21 protein-coding genes are annotated in these 24,552 nt (G+C 55.3%); 16 read left to right on the top strand and 5 right to left on the bottom strand.

Annotated elements, in window-relative coordinates; genetic code table 11:
• Positions 1 to 306: polyhydroxyalkanoic acid system family protein (locus WBM93_RS14225; protein ID WP_424432522.1), on the top strand; the 306-nt coding region annotated here is incomplete at its 5' end.
• A gap of 52 nt (positions 307 to 358) precedes the next feature.
• Entirely contained in the window at positions 359 to 1,267 is a 909-nt protein-coding gene (locus WBM93_RS14220) for a DUF1295 domain-containing protein (protein WP_424432524.1), read from the top strand.
• 43 nt (positions 1,268 to 1,310) lie between these two features.
• Here WBM93_RS14220 and trpE read toward each other — a convergent pair whose 3' ends face one another.
• Positions 1,311 to 2,861, bottom strand: a complete 1,551-nt coding sequence (gene trpE, locus WBM93_RS14215) for an anthranilate synthase component I (protein ID WP_424432521.1) — start codon at positions 2,859 to 2,861, stop codon at positions 1,311 to 1,313.
• A gap of 7 nt (positions 2,862 to 2,868) precedes the next feature.
• Positions 2,869 to 4,812 carry a SurA N-terminal domain-containing protein gene (locus WBM93_RS14210; RefSeq protein WP_424432520.1) on the bottom strand — a complete coding sequence of 648 codons (1,944 nt, stop codon included), beginning with the start codon at positions 4,810 to 4,812 and terminating at the stop codon, positions 2,869 to 2,871.
• 153 nt (positions 4,813 to 4,965) lie between these two features.
• Between WBM93_RS14210 and tpiA the strand changes: the two genes are divergently transcribed.
• The 4 genes from tpiA (at position 4,966) to WBM93_RS14190 (ending at position 8,995) form a co-directional block, all read left to right on the top strand.
• Positions 4,966 to 5,712, top strand: coding sequence for a triose-phosphate isomerase (gene tpiA / locus WBM93_RS14205; RefSeq protein WP_424432523.1), 747 nt, complete (start codon positions 4,966 to 4,968; stop codon positions 5,710 to 5,712).
• Positions 5,713 to 5,959: 247 nt separating this feature from the next.
• Positions 5,960 to 6,358 carry a preprotein translocase subunit SecG gene (gene secG / locus WBM93_RS14200; RefSeq protein ID WP_424432519.1) on the top strand — a complete coding sequence of 133 codons (399 nt, stop codon included), beginning with the start codon at positions 5,960 to 5,962 and terminating at the stop codon, positions 6,356 to 6,358.
• Positions 6,359 to 6,535: 177 nt separating this feature from the next.
• Positions 6,536 to 8,167 carry a CTP synthase gene (locus WBM93_RS14195; protein ID WP_424432518.1) on the top strand — a complete coding sequence of 544 codons (1,632 nt, stop codon included), beginning with the start codon at positions 6,536 to 6,538 and terminating at the stop codon, positions 8,165 to 8,167.
• 141 nt (positions 8,168 to 8,308) lie between these two features.
• Positions 8,309 to 8,995, top strand: coding sequence for a Crp/Fnr family transcriptional regulator (locus WBM93_RS14190; protein ID WP_424432517.1), 687 nt, complete (start codon positions 8,309 to 8,311; stop codon positions 8,993 to 8,995).
• A 170-nt stretch (positions 8,996 to 9,165) separates the two neighbouring features.
• On the opposite strand, the gene WBM93_RS14185 is transcribed toward WBM93_RS14190, so the two are convergent.
• A complete protein-coding gene (locus tag WBM93_RS14185) occupies positions 9,166 to 9,645 on the bottom strand; it encodes an Hsp20 family protein (RefSeq protein ID WP_424432516.1) in 480 nt (159 codons plus the stop codon).
• 509 nt (positions 9,646 to 10,154) lie between these two features.
• Between WBM93_RS14185 and WBM93_RS14180 the strand changes: the two genes are divergently transcribed.
• The 5 genes from WBM93_RS14180 to WBM93_RS14160 all read left to right on the top strand — a co-directional run bounded on the left by WBM93_RS14180 (position 10,155) and on the right by WBM93_RS14160 (position 18,008).
• Positions 10,155 to 11,405: a lipoprotein-releasing ABC transporter permease subunit gene (locus tag WBM93_RS14180; protein ID WP_424432515.1), complete on the top strand. Its 1,251-nt coding sequence runs from the start codon at positions 10,155 to 10,157 to the stop codon at positions 11,403 to 11,405.
• The gene (locus WBM93_RS14175; protein WP_424432514.1) at positions 11,398 to 12,084 is read left to right on the top strand and encodes an ABC transporter ATP-binding protein; all 687 of its coding nucleotides are present in this window, start codon (positions 11,398 to 11,400) and stop codon (positions 12,082 to 12,084) included. Before WBM93_RS14180 ends, WBM93_RS14175 begins: the two co-directional genes overlap by 8 nt.
• 99 nt (positions 12,085 to 12,183) lie before the next feature.
• Positions 12,184 to 12,657: a glutathione peroxidase gene (locus WBM93_RS14170; RefSeq protein ID WP_424432513.1), complete on the top strand. Its 474-nt coding sequence runs from the start codon at positions 12,184 to 12,186 to the stop codon at positions 12,655 to 12,657.
• 189 nt (positions 12,658 to 12,846) lie between these two features.
• Positions 12,847 to 16,350: a DNA polymerase III subunit alpha gene (gene dnaE / locus WBM93_RS14165; protein ID WP_424432512.1), complete on the top strand. Its 3,504-nt coding sequence runs from the start codon at positions 12,847 to 12,849 to the stop codon at positions 16,348 to 16,350.
• A 50-nt stretch (positions 16,351 to 16,400) separates the two neighbouring features.
• The gene (locus WBM93_RS14160; protein WP_424432511.1) at positions 16,401 to 18,008 is read left to right on the top strand and encodes a long-chain fatty acid--CoA ligase; all 1,608 of its coding nucleotides are present in this window, start codon (positions 16,401 to 16,403) and stop codon (positions 18,006 to 18,008) included.
• Here WBM93_RS14160 and WBM93_RS14155 read toward each other — a convergent pair.
• Together WBM93_RS14155 and moaB are read right to left on the bottom strand one after the other, a co-directional pair.
• Complete coding sequence (locus WBM93_RS14155) at positions 18,005 to 19,102, bottom strand: PA0069 family radical SAM protein (RefSeq protein ID WP_424432510.1); 1,098 nt, start codon at positions 19,100 to 19,102, stop codon at positions 18,005 to 18,007. The two genes, WBM93_RS14160 and WBM93_RS14155, sit on opposite strands and share 4 nt — an antisense overlap.
• Before the next feature lie 48 nt (positions 19,103 to 19,150).
• The gene (moaB, locus tag WBM93_RS14150) at positions 19,151 to 19,678 is read right to left on the bottom strand and encodes a molybdenum cofactor biosynthesis protein B (RefSeq protein ID WP_424432509.1); all 528 of its coding nucleotides are present in this window, start codon (positions 19,676 to 19,678) and stop codon (positions 19,151 to 19,153) included.
• 208 nt (positions 19,679 to 19,886) lie between these two features.
• On the opposite strand from moaB, the gene WBM93_RS14145 reads away from it, so the two are divergent.
• The 5 genes from WBM93_RS14145 to WBM93_RS14125 form a co-directional block, all read left to right on the top strand.
• On the top strand, positions 19,887 to 22,142 hold the full coding sequence (locus WBM93_RS14145; RefSeq protein WP_424432508.1) for an ATP-binding protein: 2,256 nt from the start codon (positions 19,887 to 19,889) through the stop codon (positions 22,140 to 22,142).
• Between the two features lie 4 nt (positions 22,143 to 22,146).
• Positions 22,147 to 22,593, top strand: coding sequence for a tRNA (adenosine(37)-N6)-threonylcarbamoyltransferase complex ATPase subunit type 1 TsaE (gene tsaE / locus WBM93_RS14140; RefSeq protein ID WP_424432507.1), 447 nt, complete (start codon positions 22,147 to 22,149; stop codon positions 22,591 to 22,593).
• Positions 22,578 to 23,576: an aminoglycoside phosphotransferase family protein gene (locus tag WBM93_RS14135; RefSeq protein ID WP_424432506.1), complete on the top strand. Its 999-nt coding sequence runs from the start codon at positions 22,578 to 22,580 to the stop codon at positions 23,574 to 23,576. The genes tsaE and WBM93_RS14135 overlap by 16 nt, the downstream gene beginning before the upstream one ends.
• The gene (locus WBM93_RS14130; RefSeq protein ID WP_424432505.1) at positions 23,573 to 24,289 is read left to right on the top strand and encodes a nucleotidyltransferase family protein; all 717 of its coding nucleotides are present in this window, start codon (positions 23,573 to 23,575) and stop codon (positions 24,287 to 24,289) included. Before WBM93_RS14135 ends, WBM93_RS14130 begins: the two co-directional genes overlap by 4 nt.
• Positions 24,282 to 24,552: hypothetical protein (locus tag WBM93_RS14125; RefSeq protein ID WP_424432504.1), on the top strand; the 271-nt coding region annotated here is incomplete at its 3' end. The genes WBM93_RS14130 and WBM93_RS14125, both read left to right, overlap by 8 nt.

Here is a 24,552-nt window from a genome sequence, read left to right as displayed (position 1 = left end):
ATCATGGGCGAGCCCGTCACCGTCAATATTCCGCACAAATTGGGTCTGGATGAAGCCAAAAACCGGATCGGCAGCGGCGTTCACACGCTCGGCGATATCATCCCGGGCGCCAGCCTGACCGATCATCACTGGGATGGCGATCATCTCCACTTTACCCTCGAGGCTGTCGGCCAGCGTATCGGCAGCGAAATGCAGGTCCGTGAAGACGAAGTCTACGCGATTTTCGATCTGCCGCCGATGCTGGCGATGTTTGCCAACAAGATTAAGGCAAAGCTGATGAAGGAAGCGCCGAAGATGTTGGAGTGAGGGGGAATGTCCGTTTCATTCTGGAAGCTGGCGGCAGATTGCTCCATTGAAAATGCCGCGACTACCAAGTACTTTTAGTCTTGGGATTCTGATTATGAGTTTAAAATTACTGATTGCCTTGGTTTTGACGGTGCTTGCAGGCACATTGGTTGCTCTAGCGGGCAGCCAGGGCGGCGCAACGGCGGGTTCGATGCCGGTCTTTCTCATTTGCGGGATATTGGCGTTCGGCGTTAATTGGCTGGCATTCATTCCTGCCAATGCCGCAAAGACAGAAAAATTCTACGATCTCACGGGGTCTTTTACCTATTTAATGCTGATGATTGTGGCTTGCGCGCTTTCTGCACCGCTCGATTTGCGTTCCGGCATCATTGCCGTGATGGTGGTTGTTTGGGCGTTGCGCCTCGGATCATTCCTATTCCTCCGCATACGCGCGGATGGCGGTGATCAACGCTTTGATGCGATCAAGCAGTCGCCCGCACGCTTTTTCTTGGTTTGGACCATGCAAGGCATCTGGGTCTTGCTGACCAGCGCCAGTGCCTTGATCATCATCACCAACGATACGCGACTAGATCTAGATATATTTGCCTATACCGGGATCGTGCTTTGGCTCGCTGGTTTTCTCATTGAAGTGGTCTCGGACCGACAAAAACGGAAGTTTCGAAAGAACCCAGCCAATAAGGGGCGCTTCATTTCCACAGGCCTATGGGCATGGTCGCGGCATCCCAATTATTTCGGTGAAATCCTTTTGTGGACAGGTGTGACCGTCGCATCCTTGCCAGTTCTGAGTGGCTGGCAATGGGTGACGATTATTTCACCCATATTTGTGGCTTTGCTGATCATTCGCATCAGTGGTGTGCCGAAGCTCGAGGCGCATGCAAAACGGAAATGGGGCGCTGAACAGGAATATATCGATTATGTCGCATCCGTCCCGGTGCTAATTCCTCGGCCACCGCAGTCCTGAAATTATAGATATCTGCTTTTGCGCCCCTGGTGGACCTGAAAGCTCACTGCCCGAACCCAATATCCCGCGCCCGCTTCACCGCTTCCTTCGCCGCCGCCAGCAACGCGCCCGCCTTCGCCCGGCATTCCGCCAGTTCATAGGCCGGATCGCTGTCCGCCACGATACCGGCTCCCGCCTGCACGTGCAGAACCCCGTCCTTCACAATCCCGGTCCGCAGCACGATACAGCTGTCCATGCTGCCGTCAGGGGAGAAATAGCCGACGCCGCCGGCATAGGCGCCGCGGGTTTCGGGTTCGAGTTCGGCGATAATCTCGCAGGCGCGGACTTTGGGCGCGCCGCTGACGGTACCGGCGGGAAAACCGGCGAACAGGGCATCGAGCGCGTCCTTGTCGTGGGCCAGCTGGCCGACGACGTTGGAGACGATATGCATGACATGGCTGTAGAATTCGACGGTATAGCTGTCGGTCACTTCAACGCTGTTTGCGGTGGCCACGCGCCCGACATCGTTGCGCCCGAGATCGAGCAGCATCAGATGTTCCGCCCGTTCCTTGGGATCGGCGAGCAGGCTGTCCTTGTTCGCTTTATCCTCGACGGCGTTTTTACCGCGCGGGCGGGTTCCGGCGATCGGCCGGATGGTCACTTCGCCATCGCGCGCGCGGACGAGTATTTCGGGACTCGATCCGGTCAGTGCAAAGCCGGGCAGGTCGAGGAAAAACAGGAAGGGCGAGGGGTTGATCCGGCGAAGCGCGCGATATAATTCGATCGGCGGCAGGGTGAAAGGCGTGGTGAAGCGCTGGGCCAGCACCACCTGGAAGATATCTCCGGCCTCGATATAATCCTTGGCGCGCAAAACCATCTGGGAGTATTTTTCGGCGGAGATCTGAGGAGTGAACTCCGGTCCGTTCGGGCTGAGTCTGTCGAAGCCAGTATCCCGAGTGTCTGACAATCGTCCTTCGACAAGCTCGGGACGAACCGCGCCGGAAAGCCCCCGCTCCACCTCGTCCAGCCGCTCCTCTGCCGCGGCGATCTTGGTTTCGCTATTGCCGTCAGTCTCCGGCCATACCGGTGCCACCAGAAACAATTCGTCCGCCAATCGGTCAAAGATCAGGATCACCGTCGGCCGGACGAACAGCATATCCGGCAAATCCAGCTCGGACTGCGGTGCGCGGGAAAGTTTTTCGACCAGTCCGATGGTTTCATAGCCAAAATAGCCGACCAGACAGGCGAGCGCGCGGGGCAGTTCCTCGGGCACATCCATCTGGCAGGCCTTGACCAGATCGCGGAGGGCGGAAAGGCTGTCGCCGCTTTCCGGTGCAAAGGCTTCGCGATCCGTCAGCCATTTTCGATTGATCTTTGCCTGCGTGCCATCAGCCCGGAACAGCAGATCCGGCGCAAGGCCGATCAGGCTGTGCCGTCCGCGGGTCTCACCGCCTTCAACCGATTCGAGCAGAAAATCGCCGCGGCCTTCTTCCATCAACTTCAGCGCGGTCGAAACCGGAGTTTCGGTATCCGCGACCTGACGTCGCCAGATCAGCGCTGGCTTGCCGCTCTCCAGTGCCGTGCGCGCCGCTTCGGTTCCGAAACTGCCCGCCATCAATGGGTCAATTGCCGCCGAGCAGCTGTTTTTTCAGCGCAGAAAGCGTGGTCTCGTTCCGTTCCACGCCGATATCGGCCTTCATCGCGTTGATGAACTGTGCGGTATATTCATTGCCGATCACCTGCTTGAACTGTGCCCTTGTCGCTTGCAACAGATCATCCCGCTTCGACGCATCGCCGCGATTGAGCTTGTCGAGAACCACCACGAACCACCCTTGGTCGCGGGGAGCCTGCAGCGGCTTGGCGGTGCCTTGGGCCATGCTGAACATCAGGCTCAGCGGCGCAGGCACTTGTCCCTGCTGGCTCTGCCGGGCTAGATCGGCCCGTGTCGAGCTGATCTGTTCGGGGCGCGGCAGCTGCACACCTGCATCGGCGATCGCTTTGGACAAAGAGGTGCCGCCACTGACCGCTTTTGCAATCTTGTCCGCGACAGCCTTGGCCTTCTTCGAACCCTGACTGAGCATATAGTCGCGGGTCACCAGCTGCTCGATCTGCGCCAATGGTGGCGGAGCGGATTCGGTAATATCGGTCACGTCGATTGCGGCATATTTCTGACCGGGAATAATCTCGACGATTTGGGGATCGGAATCTTCGTCCACCGCAAAGGCGATGGGTAGTAACCGCTGCATCTCGGGGATCGGTTTGTAGTTTTGATCATTGGGGTTCTGACCATTGGCAAGCAGAGCCGGGGTCGCCTCTACCTTGAGCTGCTCGGCCTTGGCTATGTCACCAAGAGTTGCTCCGTCAGCAAATTCATCTTCCAGCCGGACGGTCAGTTCGGCCATTGCCTCGTCCGTTTTCGTGCGAGTCAGTTCGCTGACAATTTCCGCCCGTACCTGTGGGAGCGTGCGTCCTGGAATCTGTCTGATATCCTTGACCATCACTATATGCCAGCCAAGCGCACTTTGCGCTGGTCCGGCAATAGCACCCGAGGGTGCAGCGAACGCGGCATTGGCAACAGCCTGCGACGCTGTGTCGATGAAGTCGGCTTTGCTGACCGATCCCACATCAGCGGCAGAAAGGCCAACCGATTGTGCGGCTTGTTCGATCGAAGTGCCAGCTTTGATTTTGTCGGCCAACGCTTTGGCGGCGGCCTGGGTCGGCACGATGATCTGGCTAAGGTTGCGGGTTTCGCTAGCCGAATATTGCGTTTTTTTGAGATTATAATAGCCCGTGATTTCTTTCTCGGTCGGTTTGATCTTGCCCTCGAAGCGCGATTTTTCGAAGATTGCGTAGCGGATCGTCCGGCGTTCGGGGATCGTGTAACGCGATGCGTTCTTGGCATAAAAGGCTGCAACTGCCGCTTTTGCGGGTTGGCTTTGTTCAATGAAGGCAACCGAAGGGATAGTTGCAATCTGTCCCTGGCGAGATTCCAGCAGCAGAGAAGCATAAGGAACGACAAGCTTTTGCGGCACCGCGACGCCGAATCCGGCCGGGGTCAATAATTGATCCGCCAGCAGATTGCGGGTAAAATCGTTGCGCAACTGGGTTTCGTTTATGCCCTGCTGCTGCATGGCACGTCGGAAATTTTCTTCGCTAAACTGCCCGTCTGCGCCCTGAAAGGTCGGGATGCCTGCTATTTCGCCGTCGACCAGGCGTTTGCCCGCTGCCATGCCATATTTGGTGCCGAAATCGGCGATGGCAAAGCTGTTGATCAGCCGTTCCAATACATCTTCGAAGCCGCCGCCGTTGATATAGGTTTTGAGATCAAGCGCGGTATTCTCGCGCTGCTCGCCGCGAAACGCATTGTTCACGGATTGGCTGAGTTCAGAAGTGCTCAGTTTGCTGTCACCAACTTTGGCAGCCGTTCCCGAGCCAGTAACCCCTCCGAACGTGCCGCTGCTCGACACGTCAGCGGTGGCAAAGGCTACGGCGATCAACCCGACGAAACAAAAAGTCAGAAAAAGGCCGAGTTTCGACGAAAAAATGCGGCGGAAAAAACTGATCATAAAAGAGATGTTCCATTGCGGGAGTGGGAGTTGCGCTTGCTTTAGGCGGCTTGGCTTTGTGGTTCAAGCAAAAGACTGCGGAAGAAAATTGGCAAGACGAAGGATATTTGATAGCGAATGGCCATCTTAAAAAAAGAAAAGGCACAGGGCATCATGGCAAACCGCAAATATATTGTCGGCAACTGGAAAATGAACGGGTTGCGCGCGCAGCTTTCGGATATTGCCGCCATCGCTGCCATCGCAGCCAATCACGAGGGTGCCGACGTTGGAATATGTCCTCCGGCAACGTTAATCGCAGCCGCCGTGCAGGCCAACCCGGGTTTTGCAATTGGCGCGCAGGATTGCCATTTTGCTGAAAATGGCGCGCACACAGGATGCCTGTCGGCCGCGATGCTCAAAGAAGCCGGCGCAACTTATTCGATTCTCGGCCACAGCGAACGCCGCGCCGATCAGCAGGAAGGTGATACCGAAGTGAAGGCCAAGGCGGAGGCGGTTCATGCGGCGGCTATGGGGGCGATTATCTGCGTCGGTGAAACCGAAGAGGAACGCGATGCCGGACAGGCGATTGAAATTGTCACGGTCCAGTTGGCGCGATCTTTCCCTGCCGGTGCCAGCGCTGATTGGCTGACGATCGCTTATGAACCGGTATGGGCGATCGGCACGGGGCGGGTACCGGGGGCCAGCGATGTGGCTGAAATGCACGCGGCAATCCGGGAGAAGCTCGGACAATTGATGGGGCAGGGCAGCGATGCCGTGCGGATACTTTATGGTGGATCGATGAATGGCGGCAACGCGGCGGAATTGCTGGGGATAGCAAATGTCGATGGCGGATTGGTTGGCGGCGCAAGTTTGACCGCAGAGAAATTCGGGCCGATTATTGAAGCGGCTGCGGTCGCCTGAATATTTTCATTGGACAGGTGAAAATCTCCATGGCTGCGGCACGCCGAATAATCGAGCCATTGGAAATATAATTTCCAACATTTGACAGAATCTATCCAACAACACCTGTTTCCAGGCTTCCTTGGCCCCAACTTTGACAAACTTTGGCTGCTGGAGGCTAGTGGATCATCGCTTGAACTCGGACCGGTCAATCGCTATGTGCGCTGCACGTTGGAGCACATGCTCACCTTTTTAGTTCGGAAAATCCATGTTTCTATTTCTTACTGTCCTCCAAGCCATTGTCGCCGCCATGCTGGTCGGCATCATATTGATGCAGAAATCCGAAGGCGGCGGACTGGGTGTCGGCGGCTCGCCGTCCGGCATGATGTCGGCGCGCGGCGCAGGGGATTTGCTTACGCGGACGACCGCAACTTTGGCCGTACTTTTCGTTGCATTATCGATCACGTTGGCTGTTCTGGCTGCCAAGGAAGGCAAGACTGAAACAATTGACCAGAGCCTGCAACGCGACACCAGCGCGCCGGTTTCTGCGCCGGCTGATGATGTGCCGCTGGTCGGTGACGATCCGCTGGCTGCCGCTGCAACCGCTACTGCCGAGAGTGAAGCGCCTGCGACCAATTCGGATGGGTCCGTTCCGCTCGATCAATAGGCTGTTTCCGAACCGTTACACAGCTTTGGTACCGAACGTCGTGACATCTAGTGATGCGCGCTACGCGGATAACTGATCGATTCGAGTGCTTTGACCAAATCAAAATAATATTTATTTCGCTTTTCCGGATTCGCGGGATTGCCATATGTGGGGTTAACGGCTTAAGCCTCTCCTCCCATGGCGCGATATATTTTCATTACCGGCGGTGTGGTTTCCTCTCTTGGCAAAGGTCTGATGGCGGCGAGCCTTGGTGCCCTCTTGCAGGCCCGCGGATATTCCGTGCGGATCCGGAAACTCGACCCCTATCTCAACGTTGATCCGGGGACCATGTCGCCCTATCAGCACGGCGAGGTTTACGTCACCGATGACGGGGCGGAGACCGACCTTGATCTTGGCCATTATGAACGCTTCACCGGCGTTCCTTCTCTACAATCCGACAATGTCACTTCGGGTAGAATCTATCAGTCAATCATCACCAAGGAACGTCGCGGGGATTATCTGGGCGCCACGGTGCAGGTCATTCCGCATGTCACAGACGCGATCCAGGAATTTGCAGAAGACAAGCTGGACGGCATTGATTTTGTACTGTGTGAAATCGGCGGAACGGTCGGCGATATCGAAAGTTTGCCGTTCATCGAAGCGATTCGGCAGCTGCGGAACAAGGTCGGAAGGGACAACGCGATTTCCGTGCATGTCACGCTGGTGCCCTATATTGCCGCTGCCGGTGAACTGAAGACCAAGCCAACCCAGCATAGCGTCCGGGAATTGACCTCGTTGGGGATCCAGCCGGACATATTGCTCTGCCGTTGCGAACATCCGCTGCCCGACACGGAACGAGCCAAAATTGCCCAATTCTGCAATGTTCGCAAAGAATCGGTGATTCCGGCACTGGACGCGAGCAATATCTATAATGTTCCGCTGCAATATCATAATGAAGGTCTCGATACCGAAGTGCTCCGCGCCTTTGGCATCGACGATGCGCCAGAGCCTGATTTGTCGCGCTGGTACGATGTCATGGAACGGATCGAAAACCCGGAAGGGGAAGTCATTGTCGGCGTGGTCGGCAAATATGTCGGTCTGCAGGATGCCTATAAATCGCTTCAGGAAGCCCTGTTTCACGGTGGTCTGGCGAACCGGGTGAAGGTGCAGGTCCGCTGGCTGGATGCCGAACTGTTTGAAAATGAAGAGGATCTCGCGTCGAAACTGGAACCCCTTCACGCTATATTGGTCCCCGGCGGTTTTGGCGAAAGGGGTAGCAACGGCAAGATCGGATCGGTCAAATTTGCCCGCGAGAATGATATTCCGTTCTTCGGCATCTGCCTCGGCATGCAAATGGCCTGCGTTGAAGCGGCCCGCAATTTGGCCGGGATTGACACTGCATCGACTACCGAATTTGGAGCGACAGAGGAGCCTGTCGTCGGCCTGATCACCGAATGGATGACCGAAGAAGGTTTGCAAAAGCGTGAAGCTGGCGGCGATATGGGTGGCACAATGCGACTTGGTGCCTATGATGCCGTGTTGCAGCAGGGATCGAAGATTAGCGAAATTTACGGCAGCCGGGACATCAGCGAACGGCACCGTCACCGTTATGAGGTGAACAAGGGCTATGTCGAACGGCTGGAAGAAACCGGACTCATATTCTCCGGCATGTCACCGGATGGGGAGCTTCCGGAGACAGTGGAAAGACCAGACCACAGCTGGTTTATCGGGGTCCAGTACCACCCTGAACTCAAGAGCAAACCGTTCGATCCGCATCCTCTCTTTGCATCTTTCATTGCCGCGGCTTTGCAGCAAAGTCGGCTTGTTTGAGGTTTAAAGTTTAGCAATTTCAATAGTTTTGAACGGATGTCGAATCTATCCAATCCAATTTACAAATTGTGACTATTGTCACAGAGATGCTGGATAAGAGAGCTAGTTAAAGCTTCTGGACAGTTTTGAGGGAACAGGACAGTGAAAGCCGAGGAACTGGCAAATATACTGGCAGAGCACAGCTTGTTTGCTGATTGCGATGAAGCTGAACTGGCTGACCTGATATTGCGTGGGCATTTTGTGCAATATAGAAAAGGGGATGAACTGATCATGCAAGGCGACCCTGGAAACTCGCTCCTGATATTATTGTCGGGCAACGCGCGCACCAGTATGATCGCGAGCAATGGTCATGAAGTCGTGCTCGATTATGCAGAAGCCGGACAGGTTCTGGGGGAAATTGCTTTGCTGGACGGTGGTGAGCGGACTGCCAGCGTAACGGCCATCGAGCCGACATCAGCACTTTCGATTACCCGCGAAGCTTTTGAAGAAATTCTGAGCAAGCACAAGAATATGGCGCTGCGGCTGCTGAAAGTCATGGCCAGCCGCATCCGGATGGCGAACAGCATGATCGAAGGTGATCGTGCTTATACCTCAGGCCCGCGTCTGGCGCGCTATCTGTTGAGACTTTCCGTTGTCGGCGCGGAAGAAGGGCGACTGAAACTGGACTTGAGCCAGAGCGAACTCGGAAATTTTGCCGGGATGTCGCGCGAACATATTAATCGGCAACTGTCCGCCTGGTCAGAAAGCCAGATCGTGGCAGTGGAAAGTGGGAAGGTCCGGATATTGGATCACGCCATGCTTTCCCATATTGCCGAAGCAGATTCTTGACGAAAATTGGCCATTTGCGACCCGGGCTAATTATCGTCAAGAGTGACACCAAGCGGGTGTCAGGGGCAGTCGGATCCTCATCCGGCTGCCCCATTTTTTTCAGCTATTGAACCAATAAAAAGGCAGCCAGATTGCTCTGGCTGCCCGATTTTTAGAGGAAGAGTGCCAGCTTAAGCGGCTTTATCTTCTTTCTTTTTCTGCTTGTGCGCGATTTTGGTTACATTATCAGCCTGGTTTATGGTGATCTTCTGCGGCCGCATCGCTTCCGGGATTTCGCGAACCAGATCGATCGCAAGAAGCCCGTCTGCAAGCGCTGCATTATCGACACGGACAAAGTCGGCAAGCTCAAACCGCCGTTCAAAACTGCGGTTTGCGATACCCATATGCAGGAATTGCTTGCCTTCATTTTCGTCGGCATTTTTGTTGCCGGTGACGAGCAAAAGATTCTGCTGGGCGGTGATTTCGATTTCTTCATCCTTGAATCCAGCGACGGCTAGCGTGATCCGATAATGATCTTCGCCGCTGCGTTCGATGTTGAACGGCGGGTAATTCTCGGATTGTTGCGCGCGGGCATTATTTTCAAGAAGGTCGAACAGCCGGTCAAATCCGACGGTCGAGCGACGATAGGGGGTAAAGTCAAAACGATTCATATCTATATCCTCTTAAATTGAGCAATGTAAATTTGGACCCGCAAATGCGGCATCCGGTTTTGTGGTGTGAAACCCAAAAGGCGTTCCACACCAGTAAAGATATGATCAAGCCACGAGATTTCAAGAGGAATAAAAAGGACCAATTATCAGAGGGTTTGGTAATTTGATGGGCACAAAAAAACGCCCGGATGCCAATGAGCACCCGGGCGAAAATGGTGACGAATTAATTCGCCCCCTGTTTTCCCGTCCTATTCAACGCCGCATGTCCCCCAACATTTGACGGAACCGGAAAGGATCCCTGAACCATGACCCGTTTATCGAGATGTTTGATTCTGATACTATCTCTGATCGACTGACATAAATTTGTCATGACAAAACTGGAAGTTTCGGAAGATTGGCTATCGCTTGTGGCATATCGGCAACAGCAAATTGTCGACCATGCCACTTGCTTGCCCTGACCGGCGACCGTAAAGGCAAGGGAACCTGATCCAAGGAAGTCGTCGAAAATCATGCTCCTATCCCGTTATGAATGGGTCATCGCAAAGCGCTATCTGTTGCCTGGCAAAGGGGAAGGATTTATCTTTCTCGTTGCGAGTATTTCCCTTGTAGCGGTCATGCTTGGCGTTGCCGCATTGATCGTGGTCATGAGTGTCATGAACGGCTTCCGGGCGGAATTGTTCGACAAGATCGTCGGGCTCAATGGTCACGCAGTGATCCAGGGCTATGGCGGCCGTCTACCCGATTGGCGAGAACTGCTGGAGGAAACCCGGGAAACCAAAGGCGTGGTGTCCGCATCACCGTTGATCGAGCAGCCATTGTTGACTACGTTCAACGGACGGGTCGAAGCCGTGCTGGTCCGGGGGATGCTGGTTCCGGACATATTGAACAATGAAACGCTGGACGGGAAAACCGTAGCCGGTGATCTGTCCCGTCTCGAGCCGGGTTCGGGACGCGTTGGCATCGGCAGCCGTCTCGCGACGACCCTGGGCGCGCAGGTGGGGAGCCGGATCACCGTGATAAATCCGCAGGGGCGCTCCACTCCGTTCGGGACCGTGCCGCGAGAGATCGCCTATGAAGTGGCCGCGATTTTTGAAGTGGGTGTCTATGATTATGACAAGGCCTTTGTCATCATGCCGATGGAAGATGCACAAACATTGTTGTTGCTCGGCGACCAGATCGGCATGATCGAGATCAAGACGAATGACGCTGATAATGTGGGGAATATTATCGCGCCGCTGCTGCCAAAAGTTGCTGATCGCGGCGTCATCACCGACTGGCAGACGATGAATGCTTCCTTGTTTGAAACGTTACAGGTTGAACGGGTGGTGATGTTTGTGATCCTGTCGATTATCATTCTGGTGGCTGTATTCAATATATTGTCGTCGCTGATCATGCTGGTACGGGCAAAAACCAGAGACATTGCGATCTTGCGCACAATGGGTGCCTCGCGAGCCTCGCTGTTGCGGATTTTCGTCACCGTCGGGACTTCCATCGGGATGCTCGGGATAGCTGCGGGCATTGGCCTCGGCTTGATCGCAATCTTTTTCCGTCAGAATGTCATCAATTTTGTCCAGCTGATTACCGGACAAAATCTGTGGGATCCATCGATCCGTTTTCTAACCGAACTTCCGGCGCGAACCGATCCGATGGAGGTTGTCGGCATAGCCGGTCTGGCGCTGCTGTTCAGTTTTCTCGCCACGCTTTATCCCGCCTACAAGGCGGCCAGTACCGATCCGGTACAGGTGCTTCGCTATGAATGATCAAGTGAACCGGAAAACGGTAGAGTTGCGGAATGTCCGGCGTAGTTTCGTCCAGGGCGACGTCGAGATAGCGGTGCTTCGTGGCGTCGATCTCGACATCAAGGCAAATGAAATTGTCGCGCTTGTCGGGCCTTCCGGTTCGGGAAAGTCCACGCTGCTGCAGGCAGTCGGATTGCTAGAAGGCGGGTTTGAGGGATCGATCAAGCTGGACGGCGAGGAAACCGCACAATTGCCGGCCAGCGGCCATACAAGGATCCGGCGTGATTTGCTGGGTTTCGTCTACCAGTTTCACCATTTACTGCCCGATTTTTCCGCGTTGGAGAATGTGGTCATGCCCCAGTTGATCGCCGGAGTGGCGCAAAATGCGGCAGAACAAAGAGCCGAAACACTCTTGCGCAGTCTCGGTCTAGGGGAGCGGCTCAATCACACGCCGAGCAAATTATCCGGCGGTGAACAGCAACGCGTGGCTGTCGCCCGCGCTTTGGCCAATGCGCCGAAACTGGTGTTGGCGGATGAACCGACCGGTAATCTTGACGAAGCGACCGCCGATCTGGTTCTTGCCGAGTTTATAGGGCTGGTACGGCAGGAAGGCAGTGCGGCATTGATTGCGACGCACAACGAACGCCTCGCGGCCAAAATGGATCGGGTTGTCCGGCTCCATGAAGGAGTATTAACCTAGTCTTTTCAATTCGAAACGAGAATGGCTTTGACTTTTCTGGTGCGAGTATCAATCTGATGGTTGAACAAGACGATCAAAAGCAAACAATGCGGGGCGCATATGACGGTGACTGAATTTCAGGTAAAACAAGCGGACGGCACCACTCGGGACCTGTCTGCTCACAAAGGCAAGGTGCTGTTGATCGTGAATACCGCTTCCAAATGCGGTTTTACACCGCAATATGAGGGTCTCGAAAAGCTGCATCAGGAATTTAAGGACCAGGGACTCGAGATACTGGCCTTTCCCTGCAATCAATTCGGTCATCAGGAACCCGGAGACGCCGACGAAATCAAGAATTTCTGCTCGCTGAACTATGAAGTGAGCTTTCCATTGATGGAAAAAATCGACGTCAATGGCGATGATGCCGACCCGCTATGGAAATATCTGAAGTCTGAAAAATCAGGCCTTCTGGGTTCTCGTATCAAGTGGAATTTCACTAAATTTCTGGTCGATCGCGAAGGCAATGTCGTCGCGCGCTACGGTCCGGCGGTGAAGCCGGAGCAGCTTAAAAGCGAAATCGAAGCCCTATTGTAGATACCGGTTTTTGAGATGATGTGTTTCGCCGGGAGACGGTGAACGCGTTCGGCCATCCGTGCGGGGCAAATGATTGAAGTTCGATCAGGACCAGAAATCTGTCAAATAGCTGTGGACAAATGGTCGATAGTCAAGCTCCTCGGCGTCGTCACCATATGCAAGATCAAATTGCTGCGTTAGTCTGATATCATGGCCCTTATTCCTTTCGTCCATCTTCGCGCCTTTTCGGCTTATACGATTCTGGATGGTGCTATGGAGCCGGCAGCAATTGGTGCGGCCGCCAAAGAGCGCGGATTTCCTGCTGTTGCCCTGTGCGACCGGATAGGTCTGTTCGCTGCGATGGCCTTTGACGACGGCTGTCGTGCTCAGGGAATCCAGCCGATTACCGGTTGCTTCCTGAGAGTAGCCCGGCCCGGTAGCCCGGACAAGGACAAGCCGGTTCTGGATTGGCTCGCACTCTATGCACAGGATGCGCAGGGATATGAAAATCTCTGCAAGCTGGTTTCAGCTTCCCACCTCGACCGGCCCGGCGATCTCGAAGCCCATGTCGAAATGGACATGCTGGCCATTCACAGCACTGGTTTACTCGCGTTGACCGGCGGCGGTGAGGGCGCGCTGGCGAGATTGATCGCGGAAGAGCAGCAAACCGAAGCAGAAACATATCTTAGCTCATTGCAGCAGCATTTTCCGGGACGGCTCTATATCGAACTTTCGCGCCGCGAAGATCCGGTCGAAATATCTGCCGAAGCTGGCCTTATCGCGCTAGCCATGGATCGCGATATTCCGATGGTGGCGACCAACCCGAGCTGCTTCTCCGAGCCGGATTTTCACGAGGCCCATGACGCGATGAAATGCATCGCCCAATCTGCCTATGTGGAAAATGACGAGCGCGAAAAACCGTCCAAACATCTGTGGATGAAAAGCGCTCTGGTGATGGAAGAGCTGTTTTCCGACATCCCGGAGGCGTTGGAAAACACGCTGGTGGTGGCGCAAAGATGCGCATTTTCACCCCCGAAGAGAGATCCGATCCTGCCAAGCCTGGCTGGCGATCTGGCAGGAGAAATCGAGCAGTTGCGGCGCGATTCCACAGCCGGCCTCGAACGGCGACTGGCGGTTATTGATCTTGCCGATGACGCTGAACGGAAAACCTATTTCGACCGGCTGGATTTCGAACTCGATGTCATCGTCAACATGGGATTTCCCGGTTATTTCCTGATCGTTGCCGATTTTATAAAATGGGCGAAGGATCAGGATATTCCGGTCGGGCCCGGCCGTGGTTCGGGCGCCGGATCGGTCGTCGCATGGGCATTGACGATCACCGATCTTGATCCGATCAAACTGGGCTTGCTGTTCGAACGTTTCCTCAATCCGGAACGGGTTTCGATGCCGGATTTTGACATCGATTTTTGCGAAACCCGACGCGGCGAAGTCATTCGTTATGTGCAGGAAAAATATGGCGACCGGCAAGTCGCCCAGATTATCACTTTCGGAAAACTAAAAGCCCGTGCCGTACTGCGCGATGTCGGCCGGGTGTTGCAAATGCCTTATGGACAGGTGGACCGGCTGACCAAATTGGTGCCCAACCACCCGACGGATCCGTGGGATTTGAAACGCTCGCTCAACGGGATTTCGGAACTGGCGCAGGAGTATAAACAGGCTGATGTAAAACGGCTGTTCGACCTGGCCATGCGGCTTGAAGGTTTGCCACGCCATAGTTCTACCCATGCTGCAGGTGTCGTGATCGGTGACCGCCCGCTCGACCAGCTTGTGCCCCTTTACCGCGACCCGCGTTCGGACCTGCCGGTGACCCAGTTTGACATGAAATATGTCGAAAAAGCGGGGCTGGTGAAATTTGACTTTTTGGGGCTGAAAACCTTGTCGGTGCTGAAGAAGGCAATCCAGTTGCTCGCCGAACGGGGCATAGAAGTCGATCTGGACGGTCTGAGCTGGGAAGACGAGAAGGTTTTCGAGCTGCTCCAGCGCGGTGATACGGTAGGTGTGTTCCAGCTGGAATCGGAAGGGATGCGGCGCACGCTGGCCGCCGTGAAACCGACTAACTTCGGTGACATTATCGCTCTGGTGTCGCTCTATCGACCCGGCCCTATGGATAATATTCCGTTATTCGGTGACCGCAAAAACGGGCGCGCCGAAATCGCCTATCCGCATCCATTGCTTCAGGATATTCTAAAGGAAACCTATGGAATTTTTGTTTATCAGGAACAGGTGATGCAAGCGGCGCAGATCATCGCCGGTTATTCGCTTGGTGAAGCAGATTTGCTGCGCCGGGCGATGGGCAAGAAGATCCAGGCCGAAATGGATACACAGCGCAGCATTTTCGTCGAGGGTGCTGCAAAAAACGATCTGAATGCAGAACAGGCCAACGAGCTGTTCGACTTGATCGATAAATTTGCCGGCTACGGCTTCAATAAAAGCCATGCCGCTGCTTACGCGTTGCTGGCCTATCAGACCGCCTGGCTGAAAGCGCATTACCCGCATGAATTTTACGCGGCGTCGATGTGTTTCGATATGCACCAGTCCGACAAGCTCAGCATTTTCGTTGATGACATGAAGCGGCTGGGCGTGACCGTCTTGCAGCCCGCGATCAACAAAAGTCGACCAAATTTCTCGGTCGAAGAACAGCCAGAGGCTCTTCTTGGCGTGCGATATGCGCTCGCGGGGCTGAAGAATGTCGGTGAAAAGGCCATGCAATCACTGGTAGACGAGCGCTTGCGGGATGGTCCGTTCTCGTCGATCGAGGATTTTGCCAATCGCATTGATCCGCACGGTCTCAACAAGCGGCAGCTTGAAAGTCTCGCGTCGGCCGGAGCGTTTGACGAGCTGGAGCCCAATCGTCCGGCAATTTATGACGGCGCGGACATGATCTTGTCGGTCGCCAACAGCGCGGCTGACGCGCGTGAAAGCGGGCAGGGCGGTCTGTTTGGAGAGGGTAGCGCCGGCGGTGAAATGCAAGCGATTAGATTGCCGGAGGCAAGCAACTGGTCACTCAATGAAATCATGATCCATGAGCGCGATGCATTCGGCTTCTATTTTTCCGCCCATCCGGTTTCCCAGTTTCAGGCGGTCACATCTTCGCTAGGCGCGCTGACTTATGCCGCCTTGTGCGGCGAAGGACCGATCGGGGAAGGAATCCGGAAACCTGCTGTCATGGCTGCGCTGGTAGAAAAAGTACGCTGGCGTGACAGTCGGAGGGGAAAACGCTTCGTGCTCGCAGACCTGTCGGACAGCAGCGGGCAGTTCTCCGGCAGTTGCTTTGACGAGGACCAGTGCAAGATATTGGCGGAACTCGCTGATCAGGGCGGTTGTGCGTTGCTCAATGTCGAGCTTGACCAGCAGTCTGAAGACGAGAATCCGCGGGTCGCGATCAGGCGGGCCCAGCCGCTCGAAGGGCTGGAAAAGATAACCAGAACATGCATGGAACTGGAAGTGCATGATATTGCAGCATTGCACGAACTGACCAATTTGGTGGCACCATTGGTTGGTGGTCACAGTGAAATGGTCGCAACCATGGCAGGGCCTGACGGGGATCCGGTGAAAGTCTGCCTGGGTCGATCCTTTCGCCTGGATGCAGAAACAGTGGATATGCTGGAACGGGTAAACGGGATATCGCGAGTCCGATTGGGGCCGGCTCGGCCGATGCGGGTAGCGAAACCCAAATTAAGGCTTGTCAGCTAGCGCTAAACATACCAGAAACCGGCCAAATATAACTTGTTTGGAGAGATGATATGGCCGGTGCAATGCAAGCGAGTTCGCTGAAGATCACCAATTTGATTGATCACGCTGCGAGAGAGCATGGCACGCGCGAGATTGTCAGCTACTGGGCAGACGGAAATGTCACGCGCAGCAACTGGGCCGAGATCGGTCGCGACTCGCGCAAATTCTCGCAAGTCTTGCAGCGCCTTGGCATGAAGAAAGGCGACCGGATCGCCACTATCGCGATGAACCACGCTCATCATCTGATCAGCTGGTATGGTTCTGCCGGCATCGGCGGTATCCTCCACACGGTCAATCCGCGCCTGTTCGAGGAACAGCTGGTCTATATCATCAACCATGCCGAAGACCGCGTGCTGCTGTTCGACAAGATGTTCGCGCCGATCATCGAGATGATCAAGCCGCAGCTTAAAACGGTGGAACATTATATCCAGTTGGACGGTGAGAAAGGTGACTATCCGACCTTTCGCGAGTTACTGGATGCCGAAGACGGAGACTTTGAATGGGTTGATGTCGATGAAAATGATCCTTGCGGCCTTTGCTACACCAGCGGCACCACCGGCAACCCGAAAGGCGTGCTTTACGAGCATCGTTCGAACGTCCTGCACGCGATTACCGAAGTCCAGCCCGATGTGATGGATCTTGCCACCCGCTCTGTGATGCTGCCAGTTGTCCCGATGTTCCATGCCAATGCGTGGGGATTGCCATTCGCCTGTGCGGCGGTCGGGGCGAAAATGGTCTTTTCCGCCAGTAATGAAGCGCAGGTTTTGTGGAAACTGATCCGCGAAGAAGGCGTGACCCACAGCGCCGGGGTGCCGACGGTCTGGTTATCGATGTTCGCCGATCTGGATGAAAATGGCGGTGATTATGGCAAATTGGGCGTGGTCGTGATCGGCGGCTCTGCCTGTCCCCGGTCGATGATCGAGCGCTTGATGAAAAACAATATCCGCGTCGCCCATGCCTGGGGCATGACCGAGACATCGCCGATCGGCACGACCGGAGCGCTCCCGGCCAATTGGGATGAACTGGACTTCGATCAACAGGTCGACGTTATCTGCAAGCAGGGCAGACCGCCTTTTGGTGTAGAACTGCGCGTGATCGACGAGGATGGCAATATCGCGCCGCGCGACGGCAAAACCAGCGGCACGCTTGAAATCCGGGGACCCTGGATAATCAAACGCTATTATCGCGCCGATGAGGATGCCGTCGAGGATGATGGCTGGTTCGATACCGGCGATGTTTCGGTGCTCCATCCCGATGGCACGATGCAAATCACCGACCGGGCCAAGGATGTAATCAAGTCAGGCGGCGAATGGATTAGCTCGATAGAGCTGGAGAATGCGGCTGTCGGCTGTCCCGGAGTAGCCGAGGCCGCCGCAGTGGGTGTCTATCACCCCAAATGGGACGAGCGGCCCTTGTTGCTGGTGGTGCGCAAACCGGGCAGCGATGTTTCGGAAGCAGATATGATTGCTTATCTGGGCGATAAAGTCGCCAAATGGTGGTTGCCCGACGAAGTGATGTTCGTTGACGAACTGCCGCACACCGCGACCGGAAAAATCCTTAAACGGTCGCTCCGGGAAGAATATAAGGAATATAAACTGAAGAGCCTGACTGACGCCTAAAACAGCTCCATCTGGCTGCCTTTGATAATCGGGCGGCGGAACAGATCGGTTCTGAGTTTGAGTTTGGATTTTTCCAACCCGGCTTTGCGTGACGCGATCGCAAGCCGGGTGCGGATGAGGTCTGCCCATGGTCCCTGACCGCGCATGCGACTGCCGAAATTGGGATCGTTGCGCTTGCCGCCGCGCATTTGCCGGACGATGCTCATCACTTTTGATCTGCGGTCCGGATAATAGGTTTCGAGCCATTCTTCAAACAGCGGGGCCACTTCGTGTGGCAGGCGCATGGCGATGAAGGAGACGCTCCTGGCGCCGCAATCGGCTGCCCCAGCAACAATCGCTTCTATTTCATGATCGGTGATCCCGGGGACCACCGGCGCGATATTGACGTGCACATAAATCCCCGCTTCGCTCAGCTTTCGCACAGCTTCCAGTCGCCGCGGGGGAGAGGGTGCTCTGGGTTCAAGCAGGCGAGCGGTCTTTGGATCTAGTGTGGTAACCGAAATCGCCACTGCGGTGAGTTGTCGGGCCGCCAGTTCTGCCAGCAGATCAATATCGTCGATTACGCGATTTGATTTTGTGGTGATCACCACCGGGTGCAGCGTTTCCAGCATCACCTCCAATATCTGCTGCGTGATCCGGTACTGTTTTTCAATCGGTTGATAGGGATCGGTGTTGGTACCGATGGCCAGGCTTGCCGGCTGATAATTGGGTTTTGCCAATGTCTGGCGCAGCAGGTCGGCGGCATTCGGCTTGGCGAACAGTTTGCTTTCAAAATCAAGTCCCGGGGACAGGTCATGGTAGGCGTGGGTTGGCCGTGCGTAGCAATAGACGCAGCCATGTTCGCATCCGCGATAGGCATTGATCGAGCGATCGAACGGCAGATCGGGAGACTTGTTGTAATTGATGATCGATTTGGGAAATTCGGTCGTGACAGTTGTTCTCAGCTTCGAGGGATCGTCCCCGATAGCGTCTCTTTCATCCAGCCAATCTCCGTCAATTTCCCGATCCTGAAGATTGAACCGCTGCGGCACCGCATTTGATGGCGCGCCCCGGCCTTTCAGCGGCAGTGGATATTTTCTGCTTTTATCGTCCATTTGCCCATCATACAGCGAGAACATATAAAGAACAAATATATTGAGCTGCTATTTTTCAAGCAACCTCGGGATCAGCTCGACAAAATTGCAGGGGCGATGTCGGCTATCCAGCTGGCTATCCAATATTCCATCCCAACCATCTTTGACTGCACCATTTGAGCCTGGAAGCGCGAATATGTAGGTTCCGCGCGCAACCACAGCGCAAGCACGGGATTGCACCGTAGACGTGCCGATTTTTTCGATGCTCAGATAGCGGAACAATTCACCGAAACCGGGAATATCCTTGTCCTTGACCGCATTCAGAGCTTCCGGTGTGATATCCCGGCCGGTCAGGCCGGTGCCGCCGGTGGTGATTATGACATCGACTTCATCGTCATCAATCCATTGGTGGAGCTGAGCCACAAGGATGGCTTTCTCGTCCCTTCGCAAGCTACGATAGACAAGTATGTGGCCTTTTTTCTCGATCCGTTCGGCGAGGATATCACCCGAAGTGTCTTCTTTTGCCGTTCGCGTATCGGACACCGTCAACAGCGCGATATTGATAGGTTTGAATGTCCGGCTTTCGTCAATTGGCATTTCTGCTCTCCGAATTATGTCATAGCCGACAATAGCTTAGTTTGGGGTGCATTGGTAAGTCATAAAGAATAGGGGTTTTCGCGGGTTAACTATCCGTCTAATCGATGGGTCAATGTCGAACGTCCCGGATCTCACTGCTGTAATTTTGGGCCTTATTCTCGCTGCCTGGCTGGGAGCTGGCGCTTGGGCCGTCTGGACGGGCCTGGCAATGAAGAACAAGGCCGACGCCACCTTGCGTCAATCCGGACGGCTGGGGCGCTTGCTCGAGACTTCGCCTGCTTTGCCGTTGCTCGTAAGATCTGACGGGAAACTGGAAGCATCACAAAGGTTGATGCACTGGCTCGGATTCGATCATTTGCCCGCGCATATTTCGGAGTTGCACGAGAATGACCGGGGGATGAGCCGGCAAGATCTGGAAGATCTGATGCAGGACGTCAATCTCGCGCAGAAAACCGGCAGCAGCTTTGTTCGCGCGATTAAAGTCGCGGGCTCGGACAAGGCGTTGCTGATCCGCGGCGGACTGGCCGATCAGAAAATTTCGCCCAATGGGAGTGCGCTTCTGTGGGTTTTCGACGCCACCGACAGCGAAGGGCAGATCGAGAAACTGCGCGACGAAAACGAGTCCGCGCGCGCCGCATTTGATGCACTCTCCGCGCTGATTGAGGCGGCGCCGGCTCCGATGTGGCACAGGTCACCCGACATGCGTCTGACACTGGTCAATAGCGCCTATGTCGCCGCGGTCGATGCTGAAGATGGCGCGCGGGTCATTGCCGATGGCATCGAACTGGTGGAAACAGTCGACGGGTTCAGTCCGGTGGATGCAGCGAAACAGGCAAGAGTGCGCGGCGGGCCGTTGGAACGGATTGTTGCGACAACCATCGGCGGCGAACGGCGCATGACACAAGTGGTTGACGTGCCGCTCGGGAAATCAGGCATCGCCGGCTATGCAATCGACATTCAGGAACTGGAAGACGCACGTCGCGAGCAGCGCCGCTTCGGTGAATCGCAACGCGACATGCTCGACAAGATTTCTGCGGGTGTCGTCCAGTTCGATGCCGACAAATCACTTAAATTCTGCAACCTGCCGTTTCAGCGTATATTTTCCATGCGTCAGCAATGGATCGCGGAGCGGCCCGAGTTTCCGCGCGTGCTGGACCGGATGCGCGAAATGAATCGCATCCCGGAAGTCCGCGATTTCCCGGAATGGCGCGAGGAACGAACCGGCTGGTTTAAATCCCCGAACGGCAGTGAGGAGAACTGGCTTCTGGCCGATGGCACCCATTTGAGGGTTTTGGCAAATCCGACTCCCGACGGAGGATTGCTGGTTATCTTTGAAGATCGCACCGAACAGGTTCAACTGGCGAGCGCCCGGGATACGTTGTTGCGGGTCAGGACCGCGACCTTTGACAATCTGTTTGAATCTCTCGCCGTTTTTGCAGCCGATGGGAAATTGAACATCTGGAACCATCAATTTGCAAAAAACTGGGGACTGGAGGAAGAATATCTCGGCAAACATCCGCGCGTGGATTCTCTGATGAAGAAAATGGCGCTCCAGTTGAGGCAGCCCGCCCGGATTTCGGAAGTTCGGGAAATGGTGCGTAGTGCAACGACCGAGCGCGAACAAAAAGGCGGAAGGATCAATTTCGCGGACGGACGGCGATACGAATTTGCAGCCATTCCGCTGCCAGATGGCAATGCGCTATTCACCATGCTGGACATTTCGGACAGCTACCGGATCGAACAGGCGTTGCGCGAACGCAATGAAGCGCTAGTGGAGGCCGACTCGATCAAGGGCAGCTTTCTGTCCAATATGAGTTACGAATTCCGGACACCGCTCACTTCCATTGGCGGGTTTGCCGAGCTTCTCGATCAGGGTATTGCCGGTCCGCTGACCAATCAGGGTCATGAATATGTGCGCGCGATCCTGCAGTCCGTCAAACGCTTGGGTACCCAGATCGATAATGTTCTGGACCTGAGTCAAAGCGAAGCCGGCGCACTGCCAATCGCCAAGGACAAGGTCAATCTCAACAAATTGATCGAGGACATAGCCGGTCATTTTGCCGACGACGCCAAAGCCAAAAAAATAGGGGTAGAGACGCAGCTGGATGCAACGCTGGGATCGGCGATGGCCGACAAGAAGCGGCTCAGTCAGGCAATTTCCCAAATCGTCGACAATGCGATCAAATATACCGGCGAAGGCGGCCGGGTGCTAATCCATGGTTCGGGAAATGTGAAACATGCGGTGGTCCACATTTCGGACGATGGCCCCGGGATGACCGCCGGCCAGCAATCGAAGGCTTTTGACAGTTTCGCGCGTTCGCGCGATCAAAAGGCAAATGATAAATCAGGCGGCCTCGGCCTGCCATTGGCGCGCCAGTTGATCCTCGCGCACGGCGGCGATCTGACTCTGACGTCCGAGCCCGGGCAGGGGACGCTGGTGACATTGCGCCTCCCGAGGCAATGACAAAATGCTGGTTCTGAAGGATGAGCACGCGACCCTGGATGTCGGACGAAAACTTGGTGCATTGATTGGCCAGGGCGACAAGATTGCCCTGAGCGGGACGTTGGGCGCCGGCAAGACCACATTGGCAAGGGGCATATTGGCAGGGCTGGGCTATGGCGAGGAAGTGCCAAGCCCGACGTTCGCGATCGTCCAGCAATATGAACCGCCGGAAACCAGAATTCCGGTCGCTCATGTCGATTTGTATCGGATCGATGATCCCGAAGAAATCCCGGAACTCGGTCTCGATGACGTTCTGGAAGTCGGGGCGATGATTGTCGAATGGCCGGACAGGATGCCTGACGTTTTCTGGCGCGATGCACTGCGGATAGATCTTGAAATTACAGAGGATGGCAATCGCCGGTTGACTTGGAGTGCAGGGGACGCTTGGAAAGACCGATGGCCACTAACATGAAACCGCCGCCAGCAGCGGCAGATTTTTTGAAACACCACGGGTGGAACGACGCGCAGATATTGCCGGTGGCGGGGGATGCGTCTTTCCGGCGCTATTTCCGCGTCCAGTCCGGAGATCGTCGGGCGATTTTGATGGATGCGCCGCCGCCGCATGAAGATCCCAAGCCCTTTATCGCTATTGCCGAATATCTGAAAAATTCAGGCTTTTCTGCTCCGGACATTTTTGCTCGCGACCTCACGCACGGCTTGGTGCTTTTGGAGGATTTCGGCGACAAGCGGATGCGTGAACATCTCGATTACCGTCCGGAGGATGAAGACGCGATCTATCGCCAGACCATTGATCTGCTAAGGAAATTGCACCGCGCACCGGCGGCAGCGCTGCGGGCATATGATGGGCAACAATATCTGCTCGAAGCAAATTTGCTGACCGATTGGTATTGCCCGGCACAGCAACTCGACGTGGATACAGAGAGTTTTGACGCGACTTGGCGCCAAATCCTTGAACCGGTGATCAAGGCACAAAACCCACCGGTCACGGTGATGCGCGATTATCATGCCGAGAATATCATGCTCCTCGAGGACGGACGGCTCGGTTTGCTGGATTTCCAGGATGCCCTCATTGGTCATCCTGCCTATGATCTTGTCTCGATGCTTCAAGACGCCCGCCGCGATGTGTCGGATGAGCTCGAGGAGAACATGCTCAGTTATTATCTCACCGATCACGACAAAGACGCGGCAGAAGAATTTCGCGGCCACTATGCGATCCTCGGTGCGCAGCGGAACACCAAGATCATCGGCATTTTTACCCGCCTCTCGGTACGCGATGGCAAAGAGCGCTATCTCGATTTCCTGCCCAGAATGTGGCGCCTGCTGGAGAAGGACCTGTGCCATCCTGCGCTTGCACCGATGAAGCAATGGTTCGACCGGAATATTCCCGTTGAAGTGCGGAGTCAGCCGATCCCGGTGTCGGAAGCAACGAGATGATCAAGGTCGAAACCGCGATGGTCATGGCGGCCGGCCTGGGCAAACGTATGCGCCCGCTTACCGAAACGCGGCCGAAACCATTGGTTGAAGTGGCCGGCAAGGCTATGATTGACTATTGTTTCGACAAGCTTGCCGATGCGGGAATAGGCAAGGCCGTGGTCAACGTGCATTATCTTGCGGATATGATGGAAGCGCATCTCGCCGTTTTGCCATATCCGATTGAAATCCGGGTGTCCGACGAGCGGGCGCAGTTGCTCGAAACCGGCGGCGGCTTGGTGCAAGCAGAGTCGATGATTGATGAAGAGAATTTCTTCTGCATCAACAGCGACAATTTGTGGACCGATGGACAGGAAAACAGCCTGCATCGACTGGCCCGGACATGGGACGAGGACAGGATGGATGCGCTGCTGCTGCTCGTCCCGCGAAGCTCGGCCCACAATTATAAAGGCTCTGGCGATTTCCATCTCGACGAAGAGAACCGGATCTCCCGCAAGCTGTCCGGACAAGAGGCTCCCCTGATTTTCTCGGGCATCCAGCTGATTTCCAAGCGCTTGCTGCGCGATGCACCCACTGGTCCTTTTTCCACCAATATTTTCTGGGAACGGGCGATTGGCGAGGGCCGTCTTTTTGGTATGGTTCACGAAGGCGAATGGTTCGAGGTCGGATCGCCGCAGGCGATAGCGCCGACAGAAGCTGCCTTGGCGCGTGGCTGACCGCCGCCGGCCATCCGTCTATAATATTGCCGCGCATGGCGGCTTCGCCGATGCACTGGCGCAGGGACTGATCGACCGCTTTGCCAAGGATGCGTTCGGACTTGCGCGTGGCCTTGTCATCCTGCCCAACAACCGCGCCCGAAGCGCGCTGCAGGAAGCCTTTGTCCGGTTGAGCGAAAACGGACTCTTGCTGCCCCAAATGGTGGTTATCGGTGATCTGGACCTGGACGAATCGATCGGCGTTGCCCTCGACTCCGGCGAAT

Source organism: Parasphingorhabdus sp. (assembly GCF_049667325.1).
In the GTDB taxonomy this organism is placed as follows: Bacteria; Pseudomonadota; Alphaproteobacteria; order Sphingomonadales; family Sphingomonadaceae; genus Parasphingorhabdus.
This window is presented reverse-complemented; position numbering and strand designations above follow the sequence as displayed.